9 protein-coding genes and 1 pseudogene are annotated in these 12,538 nt (G+C 75.2%); all 10 read right to left on the reverse strand.

Annotated features, from left to right (window positions below; all coding sequences use genetic code 11):
* Nucleotides 1-6: 6 nt before the first annotated feature.
* Complete coding sequence (locus ACZ7C5_RS34290; protein WP_470324194.1) at nucleotides 7-1,626, reverse strand: amidohydrolase; 1,620 nt, start codon at nucleotides 1,624-1,626, stop codon at nucleotides 7-9.
* Nucleotides 1,623-2,465 carry a PaaX family transcriptional regulator gene (locus tag ACZ7C5_RS34295; RefSeq protein ID WP_401085722.1) on the reverse strand — a complete coding sequence of 281 codons (843 nt, stop codon included), beginning with the start codon at nucleotides 2,463-2,465 and terminating at the stop codon, nucleotides 1,623-1,625. The genes ACZ7C5_RS34290 and ACZ7C5_RS34295 overlap by 4 nt, the downstream gene beginning before the upstream one ends.
* Nucleotides 2,466-2,601: 136 nt before the next feature.
* Nucleotides 2,602-3,354 (reverse strand): maleate cis-trans isomerase family protein, encoded by a 753-nt coding sequence (locus ACZ7C5_RS34300; RefSeq protein ID WP_401085719.1) that lies wholly within the window; start codon nucleotides 3,352-3,354, stop codon nucleotides 2,602-2,604.
* Between the two features lie 98 nt (nucleotides 3,355-3,452).
* Nucleotides 3,453-4,355, reverse strand: a complete 903-nt coding sequence (locus ACZ7C5_RS34305; RefSeq protein WP_401085715.1) for a fumarylacetoacetate hydrolase family protein — start codon at nucleotides 4,353-4,355, stop codon at nucleotides 3,453-3,455.
* A gap of 17 nt (nucleotides 4,356-4,372) precedes the next feature.
* On the reverse strand, nucleotides 4,373-5,536 hold the full coding sequence (locus ACZ7C5_RS34310) for a cupin domain-containing protein (protein ID WP_470324195.1): 1,164 nt from the start codon (nucleotides 5,534-5,536) through the stop codon (nucleotides 4,373-4,375).
* Nucleotides 5,533-6,504, reverse strand: coding sequence for a carbon-nitrogen hydrolase family protein (locus ACZ7C5_RS34315; RefSeq protein ID WP_188298549.1), 972 nt, complete (start codon nucleotides 6,502-6,504; stop codon nucleotides 5,533-5,535). Before ACZ7C5_RS34315 ends, ACZ7C5_RS34310 begins: the two co-directional genes overlap by 4 nt.
* Before the next feature lie 8 nt (nucleotides 6,505-6,512).
* Nucleotides 6,513-8,906, reverse strand: coding sequence for an oxidoreductase (locus ACZ7C5_RS34320; protein WP_470324196.1), 2,394 nt, complete (start codon nucleotides 8,904-8,906; stop codon nucleotides 6,513-6,515).
* Complete coding sequence (locus ACZ7C5_RS34325; protein ID WP_317620250.1) at nucleotides 8,903-9,286, reverse strand: acyl-CoA thioesterase; 384 nt, start codon at nucleotides 9,284-9,286, stop codon at nucleotides 8,903-8,905. Before ACZ7C5_RS34325 ends, ACZ7C5_RS34320 begins: the two co-directional genes overlap by 4 nt.
* 39 nt (nucleotides 9,287-9,325) lie before the next feature.
* Nucleotides 9,326-10,930: pseudogene (locus ACZ7C5_RS34330) on the reverse strand (AMP-binding protein); the annotation flags it as partial.
* Between the two features lie 444 nt (nucleotides 10,931-11,374).
* A complete protein-coding gene (locus ACZ7C5_RS34335) occupies nucleotides 11,375-12,439 on the reverse strand; it encodes a hypothetical protein (RefSeq protein ID WP_470324197.1) in 1,065 nt (354 codons plus the stop codon).
* Nucleotides 12,440-12,538: the final 99 nt, after the last annotated feature.

Genomic DNA, 12,538 nt, shown 5'->3' on the forward strand with positions numbered 1-12,538 from the left:
GACTCATCAACTCCGGTGGGTGGTACGGCCGTCGACCACCGTTCGGGTGGGCAGCAGCTCGCGCAGCGCGTCCACCGGGCAGTCCAGCGGATCGCGCGGCCACACCGTGAGATCGGCGAACGATCCCGGCCGCAGGCTGCCGCGCACGGCGCTCTCGCCGGTCAGCCGGGCCGCGTTCACGGTGTGCAGCGCGATCGCCTCGGCCCGGCCGATCGCGTGCTCGGGCCCGACCACCCCGGCCGTGGTGCCCCGGGTGGTCATGCCCCACACCGACACCATCGCGCCGTACGGGCCGACCGGGAAGTCCGAGCCGCCGGTGATCAGCGCGCCCTCGTCCAGCCACTCGCGCAGCGGGAAGAGCGCGGCGGTGCGCTCCTCGCCCCAGGCCCGCTGCTGGGTCAGCGCGCCGTCGTGCAGCAGCGGGTGCTGCACCGTCACCGGGATGCCGAGGGCGACCGCCCTGGCCCGCTGCTCCGGGCGGGCCAGGCCGCCGTGCTCGACCACCAGCGTGCCGGGCGGCAGGCCGGGGCGGCGCTCCAGCACCTGCTCGAAGACGTCCAGCAGCACCCGCAGGCCCCGGTCGCCCCAGGCGTGCACACCGACCCGCCAGCCGCGCTCCACCACCCGGTCCACCGCCGCGAGCAGCTCGGCCGGCTCCCAGAGCAGCCGGCCGTGGTAGCACGGCTGCCCCTGGTACGGCTCCTCCACCGCGCCCGCCTCGAATCCGCCGTCGATGCCGAACTTGACGCCCCAGAGCCGCAGTCGGTCGTCGTCCCGGCCGTCGGCGCGCCAGTCGTCCATCCGGTCGAGCAGGGCGTCCACCTGCTCGGGGGTGCGGGCGGCGAAACCGGAGACCAGGGCCCTGACCCGGACGGCGAGGGCGCCCCCGGCCCGGGCGGCGTCCAGCACGTCGAGGTCCTCGACCGGGACCAGGCAGTCGCGGACGGTGCCGATCCCGGTCGCGGCGTAGCCGGCGGAGGCGGCGCGCAGGCCCTCGATCCGCTCGGCGAGGGTCGGGCGCGGCAGCACCCGCTCGACCAGCTCCACCGCCCGGTTGACCAGCCGGCCGGTGAGCCGCCCGTGCCCGTCGCGTTCGATCACGCCGCCGGGCGGCGCCTCGGTGGCCGCGGTGATCCCGGCCAGCCGCAGCGCGGCCGAGTTGAGCACCATGTTGTACGCGCCGCGGCGCACCAGCACCGGGTGCTCGGCCGTCGCGTCGTCCAACTCCCCTGTCGTGGGCATCCGTTGCTCGGTCAGCAGCACCTCCTGCCAGTTGACCGTGGTGTGGATCCACTGCCCGGCGGGGGTGCGGGCGGCGCGCTCGCGGATCAGGCCGAGGAACCCGGGCAGGTCGCGGGCCCGGTGGACGGGCACGCCGTGGACGCTGTGCCCGGCCAGGACCAGGTGGGTGTGGGTGTCGTCGAAGGCGGGCAGCATCGTCGAGTCCGGGGCGTCCACCACCTCGGTGGCGGGGCCGATCAGGGCGTCCAGCCCGTCGGGTGCGGCGGCGAGGGCGGCGATCCGGCCGCCGGTGACGGCCACCGCCCGGCGGGGCGGCTCGCCGGGCACCAGGGTGTGCACGGCGGCGGCGCGGATCAGCAGGTCGGCGGGGGCGGGGTCGGTCATCGCGGCTCCAGGATGCGGGAGAGCCCGGTGACCTTCTCGACGTACCGCAGGCTGGGCTCGGCGAGCAGTGCGTGCAACTCGGTGAACACCGCGCGGGCCGGCACCGCGTTCCAGTCGGCGGGCAGCAGTGGTGCGGGCAGCCCCGGGTCCAGGTACGGCAGCCGGCGCCACCGGGTGAGCATCGGCACGTAGTCGCGGAAGGCCTCGGCCGGGTCGACCGGGGAGCCGCCGCGCAGCTCCTCGGCGGCCGGGCGCCAGGCGTCGGCGAAGGCCGCGTACTGCGCCTCGATCGCGGGGAGGTCCCACCAACCCGCCACCGCGGTGGGGAGATCGGCGAATCCGGCGTACTCGGCGGAGAGGAACAGGTGGACGTAGGCGCTCAGCCCGAGCCGGTCCAGCGTCCGGCGGGCGTCCGGCAGCATCCGGGCGGGTGCCAGCCAGACCCCGGGGGCGGCGTTGCCGAAGCCGAGCCAGCTCAGCCGGGAGCGCAGCTGGTGGCGGTGGGCGCGGGCGGACTCGGGCACCGAGAAGACCGCCACCACCCAGCCGTCGGCGAGCCGGGCGGGCTCCAGGCTGTGGAAGATCCGCCGGTCGCCCTCCTCGAAGACCGGATCCATCGCGGGAGCCAGCCGGTAGCCCGTGCCCGCGCGGCGCTCCTGGAGCAGGGTGCCGGCCTTCTTCAGCCGGGACGTCGCCGAGCGGACGGCCTGGCCGTCGACGTCCAGTTCGGCCAGCAGGGCGATCAGGTCGGCGATGGATATCCAGCCGCCGAGCCGACGGACGAACTCGCCGTAGACGGTGTGGATCAGGGAACTCGGCCGGGGTGTGCTCTCCGACACGCGTGAAGCCTCCTCCCCGAAGGTTGCTGGCGATCATAGCGGCGGCCCCGGTGCCGCGTGTAGGTGGTGCTGCGGGCGGGCTGACCCGGATGGCGGTCGGGCCCGGATGGCGGTCGGGCCCGGGCTGAGGTCGGGCCTACGCGTACGCGCCGGAGAGCAGGTGCCCGGCCCCGGGCGCGAAGGCGGGCAGGCCGAGGGCCCGCAGGAGCTGGTGGGTGGTGCAGACGGCGGTCGAGACCACCGGTTTGCCCAGCTGCTGCTCGGCCTCCTCGACGGCGGACAGCGAGGGCAGTTGCACACAGGCCGAGAGCACCACCGCGTCCGCGTCCGCGTGGGCGAGGGCGCGGGCGATCGCGGGCAGTCGGGCCGGGTCGTGGGCGGCCACGTCCAGGTTGTCGGCGATCTCCAGGGCGGCGTGGTCGAGCACCTCGATGCCCTCGGCGGCGAGGTAGTCGACCACCGTCCGGGCCAGCGGCCGCAGGTACGGGGTGACCATGGCGATCTTCCCGGCCCCGAGTTCGTGCAGCCCGGCGACCAGGGCGCCGGCGCTGGTGACCACAGGCGCGGGGGCGCCGTTGTCGACGGTGCGCAGGTGCAGCCGCCGCTCGGCCTCGCGGTGGTACCCGGGCCCCGTGGCCATCACGGCGACCAGGCAGGCGTAGCCGATCACGTCCATCCTGGCGTCCGAGAGCTCGACGGCGCAGCGGTCGGACTCGCCGTCCATGGCGCGCAGTTGCTCGGGGGTGACCCTGGTCATCCGCATCCGGCTGGAGTGGAAGGTGAACCGCTCGGGGGCGACCGCCTCGCGGGCGCGCAGCAGGGCGGGGACCTCGGTCTCCATGGTGACGTTGGAACTCGGGACGATCTGGCCGATCCGGTAGGTGGTCATCGGACGGACGGTCCTTTCACGGGGTCTGGACGAGCCCCGGACGTTGTCCCGGGCGGGGCCGGGCGGGGCCGGGCGGGTCCGGGCAGGCCCTGGACGGGTCAGCGGGCGTCGATCACGGGGTTGGCGAGCGTGCCGATCCGTTCGATGGTGGCCTCGACGAGGTCGCCGGGCCGGAGGAACTGCGGGGGCACCATCCCGGCGCCGACGCCCGAGGGGGAGCCGGTGGAGATCACGTCGCCCGGTTCCAGGGTGACCCCGGAGGAGATGTCGGCGATCAGCCGGGCGACGCCGAACAGCATGTGCCGGGTGTTGGAGTCCTGCCGCGTCTCGCCGTTGACCTTCAGCGAGAGGTCGAGCCGCTGCGGGTCGGGGATCTCGTCGGCGGTGACCACGACCGGCCCGAAGGGCGCGTAGCTGTCCTGGCCCTTGGAGAAGAACCACTGCCCGGAACGCCGCTGGTCGCGGGCGCTGATGTCGTTGACGATGCTGTAGCCGAACACGTGCCGCAGCGCGTCGGCCTCGGCCACCCGGAAGGCGGGTGCGCCGATCACCACGGCGAGTTCGCACTCCCAGTCGAGCTGCTCGGTGAGGTCGGCGTTGTGCAGGACGGGCGCGCCCGGTCCGGTGACGGCGGTCGATGGCTTGCCGAACAGCACGGGGCGGTCGGGAAGTTCGCGTTCGGTGTCCAGGGTGCGGTGTGACTCGGCCACGTGCTCCACGTAGTTGAGGCCGACGCCGACGATCTTGCCGGGGCGCAGCGGCGCGCAGAGCGACACCTCGGCGAGCGGCCTGGTGGCGGGGGTGCCGGCGAGCAGTTCGCGGGCGGTGGCCAGGGCCGGCTCCCCGGCGCGGATCAACCCGAGGAGGTCCGGCGGCAGTTGGGTGCCCGCGGCGGTGGCGAGGGCGGTCAGGTCGGCGACCCGGTCGCCGTCGATCCTGGCGCCGAGGCGCGGTGCCGCGGTGCCGGTGCCGTCGTCGGCGCGGTAGGTCAGCAGGTGCATGGCGGGGAGGCTCCTGGTCAGGCGGTGGTGGTGGGCTGGTGCCCGTCCGGGTGGGACTCCTCGCGGTACAGGCCGAGCGAGTGCATCACCGGGAAGTCGTCGAAGGAGAACAGGCAGGCGTCCTCGCCCTGGTCGAGGTTCGCGTGTTCGTGCCAGGCCCAGGACGGGACGACGAAGACGTCCCCCTGCTGCCACTCGAAGCGCTGCCCGGCGATCACCGAGGCGCCGCGCCCCTTGGCGGCGGTGTACACCACCGAGCCGGTGTGCCGGTGGGCGCGGGTGGCCTGGCCGGGGCGCAGGAGTTGCAGGTGGGCGGACATGGTCGGCATCACCGGGCCGCCGGTGACCGGGTTGGTGTACTCCATGATCACGCCGTCGTAGGGGGATCCCTCGGCGGCCCGGGCGAGCCGGCACAGCGCCTCGTAGCTGGGATCCCAGGGCCAGCCGAGCAGCGGCGAGTAGGGCCGGGTCCACGTCTCGACGCCGTAGGGCAGCAGGTTGCCGCCGTAGCTGAGCAGCGAGGAACCGGTGACCGGTCCGGGCCGCTGGTACAGCTCGGGGTGGACCTCGTAGAAGTTGGCGTCGAGGGTGTTGACCAGCGGGATGTCCAGGCCGTCCTGCCAGATCACCGGGGCGTCCTCGGCCTCGTTGCCGTGCTCGTGCCAGGTGTTGTTGGGGGTGATCGCGAAGTCGCGCGGGCCGACCTTGAGCTTCTGCCCGTCGATGACGGTCCAGGCGCCGGTGCCCTCGTGGACGAAGCGCAGGGCGGAGGCCTGGTGGCGGTGCGCGGTCATCGCCTCGCCGGGGCCCATGATCTGCAGGCCGGTGTACAGCAGGCCGACGGCGGCGCTCAGTTCGCGGCGGCCGGGGTTCACCAGCATCACCACCCGGCGTCCGGCGTCGTCGGCCTTCACCAGCGGCAGCGCCTTGCGCACCAGCGGGCGGAGGTCGGCGTAGCGCCAGAGCACCGGGACGGACTTCGGCTGGGGGTACCAGGGCTCGATCTCGTTGGCCACCGTCCACAGGGCGCCGGCCTCGTGTTCGGCCAACTCCTGGTAGTAGGCGATCAGTTCGGGGCTGTCGGTGACCCGGGCCCGGCCGATCCGGTCGTCGTCGTGGTTCGTGGCGCCGTCGTGGTCCTGGGTGGCGCCGTGGTCCTGGGTGGCGTCGGAACCGGTCATGCCTCCTCCTCGGGGAACTCCAGCGGCCGCAGCGGGCGGTTGTCCACGTGCAGCCGGAAGACGTCGAAGCGGTTGTAGTGGCCGACGATGTCGTGCATCTGCTTGGGCTGGATGCAGCGGCCGAGGTCGATCTCGGCGTAGACGATGCCCTCCTCGTCCACCAGCGGTTCGGTGACGGCACGGCCGTCCGGTCCGAAGATCCCGGACAACGCACTGTGCGGGCGGGAGAGTTGCTTGCGGACCTGGGGGTCGTCGCCGGCGATAAGGTCCACCATCTCGGGCGAGATCGTGGAGCAGGAGACGACCGAGAACACCTTGCCCTCGAAGCAGTGCGCGGCGGTGCGCAGCGCGATGGAGTCCGCCATGTCGTAGTCCTCGGGGCCCACCGGCAGCGCGATGTAGCAGGCGGCGTGGACGAGTTCGCCCTGGGCCAGCAGCGTGAAGCGGGCCAGCGGGTTGGTGTTCTCGCCGCAGGCCAGCGCGCCGAGCGGGCCGACCGGGGTGGGGTGCACCGTGAGGGTGCTGCCGTCGCCCTGTGCCCAGGTCAGCTTCTCGGCCCAGGTCGGCATCAACTTGCGGTGCACACTGAGCAGTTCACCGTCGGCGTCGATGATCAGCAGGGTGTTGTACAGCCGTCCGACGCCGGTCCGGCCGCGTTCGTTGATCCCGATCACCAGCACCACGCCGGCCTGCCGGGCGGCGGCGCGCAGGGTGTCGACGTACGGGCCGGGGACGTCCACGGCGGCGCGGTACAGGCGCTCGAACCAGGGCGAGCCCTGCACCGGGTTCATGGTCCAGTTCCAGTACGGGTAGCCGGGCACGAAGACCTCGGGGAAGACCACCAGCCCGGCGCCGTGCCGGGCCGCCTCGTGGATCAGCGCGACGGCCTTGTCGACGGTGGCGGCCGGGTCCAGGTAGACCGGCGCGGCCTGGACGGCGGCGGCGGTGAAGCGGGGCAGGTGGGGCATGGCTCTCGTCACTCCTCGGTAAGCGGCGGTGACCAGCGGCGGTGGACGGGGGCGGGCGGCTCGCGCAGCAGGTGCAGGCGCGGCGCGACCCGGTCGGCGTTCGGGCCCGGCGGCCTGCGGCTGCCCGCCCGCCAGGGTTCGGGCCACCGGGCGCCGGGCCCGGTGTGGCCCTGCTCGGCGGCGGCGTGCAGGGTCCAGAGCGGGTCGTACAGCTGGGCCCGGCCGACCGCGACCAGGTCGGCCCGCCCGGCCGCCAGAACGGAGTTCGCGTCGTCGTGGCCGGAGATCGCGCCGACCGCGACGGTCGGCAGGCCGGTGGCGGTGCGGATCAGCTCGGCGAAGGGCGTCTGGTAGCCGCGCCCGTACGGCGGCCGCTGGTGTGCCACCACCTCGCCGGTGGAGACGTCCACCGCGTCCGCCCCGGCTCCGGCGAGCGCGCGGCAGATCGCCACGGCCTCGTCCTCGGTGGTGCCGCCGGGCGCCCAGTCGCTCGCCGAGACGCGCACCAGCAGCGGCCGCCCGGGCGGCCAGGCGGCGCGCACCGCCGTCAGCACCTCCAGTGGCAGCCGCAGCCGGTGGGCGAGCGGGCCGCCGTAGTGGTCGGTGCGGTGGTTGGTGAGCGGGGAGAGGAAGGTGGAGAGCAGGTGGCCGTGCCCGAACTGGAGCTCCAGCGCGTCGAAGCCGGCCCGGCCGGCCCGCTCGGCGGCGGCGGCGAAGTCCGCGGTGACGGCAGCCAGTTGGATCTCGCTCGCCTCGTGCGGCACCGGGCTGTCCGGATCCCACGGGATGGCCGAGGGGGCGATCAGCGGCCAGCCGTCGGCGAGCGGGCGTCCGATGCCGTCGGGCCCGGGGGCGGTGGTCGCGCCCCGGCGGCCGGCGTGGGTCAGCTGGATGCCGACCGGGGTGTCGCTCACCGCCCGCACCGCGGCACGGAGTTCGCGCCAGGCCGCCTCCTGGCGGTCGGACCACAGGCCGGGGCAGTGGTCGGTGGCCCGGCCCTCGGGGCCGACCGCGGTCATCCCGGCGAGGACCAGTCCGGCGCCGCCGAGCGCGTGCCCGGTCAGCTGGGCCCGGTCGAAGCCGCTGGGCAGCGCGTCGGGGGAGGTGAAGGTGGCCAGCGGGGGCACCACGACGCGGTTGCGCAGCTCCAGCGCGGCCAGCTTGAGCGGCCGGAACATCGGCGGCACCCCGGGCGGGCCGCCGGCGGCGGCGTCCACGGCCGCCACGAAGGCCGGGTCGCGGGCCCCGAGGTTGCCGTAGGTGACCCTCCGGCTACGGGTGAGCAGGTTGAGGGCGAACGTGTCGACGCCCTGCCCGGTGCGCCGGCCGATGGTCTCGAACCACTCCAGGCTGGCCTGCGCGGCGCGCTGGGTGGACTCCACCACCGGGCGCCGCTCGGCCTCGTAGGCGGCCAGCGCCCCCTCCAGGGTGGGCTGTTCGCCCAGGGCGGCGGCCAGGGCGAGGGCGTCCTCCAGGGCGAGCTTGGTGCCCGAGCCGATCGAGAAGTGCGCGGAGTGCGCGGCGTCGCCGAGCAGGACCACGTTGCGGTGGCGCCAGCTCGCGTTGCGCACCGTGGTGAAGCGGATCCACCGGGAGGCGTCGGGGATCAGCCGGTGGCCGTCCAGGTGTCCGGCGAGCAGCTCCGCGCAGCGCCGTACGCTCGCCAGGTCGCTCTCGCCGCGCGCCGACTCCGGTGCGGCGAGCGCCTCGAAGCCCGCACGCCGCCAGGCGTCCGCGGCCGCCTCGACGATGAAGGTCGAGCGGGTGGCGCTGTACGGGTAGGCGTGCACCTGGAGCACGCCGAAGTCGTACCGCTCGACGATGAAGGTGAAGGCCTCGAAGACCTTGTCGGTGGCGAGCCACATGTAGCGGCAGTGGCGCTCGTCCAGCTCGGGGCGGAAGCTCTCCGGGTGGGCGGCCCGGGTGCCGGAGTGGATGCCGTCGGCGGCCACCACCAGGTCGTACTCGGCGGCCAGCCGGTCGACGGGCGGGGCGGGGGTGCGGTAGCGCACGTCCACCGCCAGTTCGGCGCAGCGCCGTTGCAGGATGGCGCGCAGCCGGTTGCGGTCCAGGGCGGCGAAGCCGTGGCCGCCGCTGGTGCGGACCTCACCCGCATAGCGGACGTCGATGTCGCTCCAGCGGGCGAACTCGGCGCTGATCGCGGCGAAGACCCGCGGGTCGGCCCTGGCGATGCCGTCCAGGGTCTCGTCGGAGAAGACCACGCCGAAGCCGGACTCGTGCTCCCGGCCGTCCCGTTCGAAGACGGTGAGTTCCCGGTCGGGCGCCAGCTGCTTGGCCAGGGCGGCGAAGTAGAGCCCGCCGGGGCCGGCACCGATCACCGCGATCCGCGCGGGGCGCGGTGCGCTGCCGGTGCCGCCGGTGAGGCGCGGCGCCGCACTCATGCGAGCACCTCGGGGCGCTGCGGCCCGGACTCCGCCAGGGTGCGGCGGACCTGCGCGGGCCAGGGCTCGGCGCCCGCGGCGTGCGGTGCGGCGTGCACCACCGACATCCGCCCGCTCGCGGCCAGGCCGTGCGGGCCGTGCACCTCGAAGGCGTAGTGCAGCGAGGAGCCGCCGACCCGGACCACCCGCAGCTCGGTGCGGACCAGGTCGCCGAACCAGAGCCGCTCGCGGTAGTCGGCCTCGAAGTGCACCCGGGGGATCCGCCCGAACAGGTCGGCCAGCCCGAGCCGGCGCAGCAGGGCCGCCTCCGCGGCCTCGGCCCAGCGCTGCACGGCGGAGAAGTGGTAGTGCCCGGCGGCGTCGGTGTCGGACCACTCCACCCGGCGTTCGACGGTGACGCTGGCCGGGGTCAGCGCGGCCAGCCGGCGCAGTTCGGCGCGGTGCAGCTTGCCGGTCGCGGTGCGCGGCAGCTCGGGCACGAACTCCACCGCCCGCGGGTACTTGTAGGGAGCGATGGTGCGCTTGACGTGCTCCTGGACGGCACGCACCGTCTCGGGCCCGGCCGGCACGCCGGCGCGCAGCACCACGTACGCCTTGACCACCGCGCCGCGCCGCTCGTCCGGCGCGCCGACCACCGCGCAGTCGGCCACGTCGGGGTGGGCGGCGAGGGCCTGTTCCACCTCGGGCCCGGCGATGTTGTAGCCGGCCGAGACGATCATGTCGTCGTTGCGGGCCCGGTACCAGAAGTAGCCGTCGTGGTCCCTGACGTAGGTGTCGCCGGTCAGGTTCCAGCCGTCGCGGACGTAGTCGAGCTGGCGCTCGTCGTCCAGGTAGCGGCAGCCGGTCGGGCCCTTGACGGCGAGCAGACCGGGCTCGCCGTCCGGCACCGGGCGGCCCTGCCGGTCCAGGACGGCGGCCCGGAAGCCGGGCACCGGACGGCCGGTGGCGCCGGGGCGGATCTCCTCGTCGGCGGCCGAGACGAACACGTGCAGCAGCTCGGTGGCGCCGATGCCGTCGATCAGCCGCTGCCCGGTGGCCGCGTGGAAGGCCTGCCAGACGGCGGCGGGCAGCGGCTCGCCCGCCGAGACGCAGCGCCGCACCCCGGCCAGCCGGTCGGCCAGCCCGGCGGCCAGGATCGCCCGGTAGGCGGTCGGCGCGGTGAACAGCACGCTCACCCGGTGCCGGCGGACCTGCTCGGCGAGCTGGTCGGGGGTGGCCTGCTCCAGCAGCAGGCTGGCGGCGCCCGCCCGCAGCGGGAAGACCAGCAGGCCGCCGAGACCGAAGGTGAAGCCGAGCGGCGGGGTGCCGGCGAAGAGGTCCTCGGGGGTGGGGCGCAGCAGGTGGCGGGAGAAGGTGTCGGCGATGGCGAGCACATCGCGGTGGAAGTGCAGGGTGGCCTTGGGGCGGCCGGTGGTGCCGGAGGTGAAGGCGATCAGCGCGACGTCGTCGGCGGCGGTCGGGACGGCGGTGAAGCCGGCGGGTTTGGCGGCGCAGCGGGTGGTGAGGTCCTCGGGTCCGCCGCCGCCGTAGCGGAGGATGCGCAGGCCGGGGGTGGCCGCGGCGTGCAGCTCGTCCAGGAACCGGTGGTCGCACAGGGCGAGGACGGGCCCGGCGATGCCGTGCAGCTCGGTCAGCTCGGCGGCGCGCAGCAGCGGCATGGTGGTGACGACCACCCCGCCGGCCTTCAGCACGCCGAGCCAACAGGCGGCCAGCCAGGGGGTGTTGGGGCCGCGCAGCAGGACCCGGTTGCCGGTGGCGAGGCCGAGGTCCTCGGTCAGCAGGCGGGCTACCCGGTCGGCGCGGTCGCGCAGTTCGCCGTAGGACCACTGCTCGGTCGGGGTGAGCAGGCAGCGGCGGTCGGGGCCGAGGAGGCCGATGGTGTCGTCGAGCAGGGCGGCGGCGCAGTTGAGGCGGTCGGGGTAGGCCAACTCCGGTAGTTCGAAGAGGAGTTCCGGCCACTGGTCGAAGGGTGGAAGGTGGTCTCGGCAGAACGTGTCCACGTGCGCGGAGGGAGAGAGCTCCATGGGCGGGCACCTCATCGGGCGAGCGGGGAGTGAGGCCAGTATGGCGCCTCGGTGACGCCAGTCAAGAGAGCGATACATGCATTCGGGCGACGGCCTGGTGGGGGCGCTTCCGGGGTTGCGCGCTCCGGTTCCGTCCGGGACCCGGCTGCCGTCGCGGTCCGGGGTCGGGCCCACGATGGGGTGGGGTCGGGCACACCTCCGGGCTGACCAGGGCCTCGGCCCGCTCCGCGGGGTGCGGGGTGCGGGACGCGGGGTGGGAGCCTCGAACGGAGAGCGAGGGGCGGGGACCCGGGGCAGCCGGGTCCATGGGCCGAACGCGCCGGGGTGGGGTTCGTCCGGGCGCGCTCGGTGGCGACCGTCCTCGGCTGCCTCGGCAAGCCCCGACGGTCAGCCCGTCACTCCACGCTCAGCCGGCCGTCCCGCGCTCAGCCGGCCGTCCCGCGCTCAGCCGGCTGTCCCGCGGGCGGAGGCGTCCGGGGTGCGGCCGTCCTGCGCCTGCCGGGCGCGGTCGGCGATCAGCCTGGCGAAGAGGGTGAGTCCGGGCGCGGTGAGGGCGGCGCCGGGCCCCTCGTCGCGCACGATGAGCAGCACGCTGCCGACCCTGACCAGCGCGACCGCCGTGCCGGTGCCGAGGGTGCGGGTGGCGCTCCGGTCGCCGGTCCGCGGGACGGCCACCGCCGTCGCCTCCTCGCCGCCGGTGCGTTCGAGCACGGTGTCGAAGGCGCGGGCGGCGGCCTCGGGGGAGGCGAAGGCGGTCACGCCGAACTCCACGGTCTGCACCGAGGCGGCGCCGAACGTCACGGTGGCGTAGGCGAGTTGCTGGTCGCAGGAGCCCGGCAGCAGGCACCGGGCCGGGTCGGCCGTTCCCGTCCCCGACTCCGCGGCCCGCTGCACCCGCCAGCCGCTCGGCATCGCCCCCTCGTCGGGCAGCACCCCCTGGACCAGCGCCGGGTCCCGCAGCGGCTGCGCGGCGCGCGCCAGGCCGGGCCCGCCCGGCTTCAGCAGCGGGCGCGAGCCCAGGTGGACGCCGAGCGCCACCAGCGCGGTGATCAGCACCAGGGCGAGCGCCACCAGGATCCCGGCGCTGCTCCGTCTGCCGGCGAGCAGCCCGGCGCGGGCGGCCTCCGGGTCCAGCCGCAGCTGGACGGTGCTCGGGCTCTCCGGCCGTGGGCCGGTCCGCAGCTGGACGGTGGCGGGGCCCTTCGGCGGTGGTGGGCCGGCCGGGCCGGTGCGGAGCTGGACGGTCCGCGGGCCGGCGGGCCGCCCCAGCTCCGTGGTGGCCAGGTACTGGGCGAACGCCGGGTCGGAGGCCAGCAGGTGGGCGACGGCGGCGGTCAACAGCGCCCGGGCCTGCGGGTCCTGTGGGCTCGCCTCGGCCGCGGTGAGGGCCCGCGCCCCCTCCGGCACCATCCGCAGCCGCGCCCGCACCACGTCCGCGACCGCCCGATGCGGCCCGTCGTCGAGCAGCGCCGTCACCACGGCCGCTTCGGGCCCCCGGCCGTCCCCCATGGCAACTCCCCTTGCCGCACGAGTGGTCGCCTCCACCATCCCGGACCGACGCCCACTTCGTACCCACGCCGAACGGAACGGAGACGCAACTGCAACCCC

The sequence above is a fragment of the Kitasatospora sp. NPDC036993 genome, assembly GCF_055607525.1.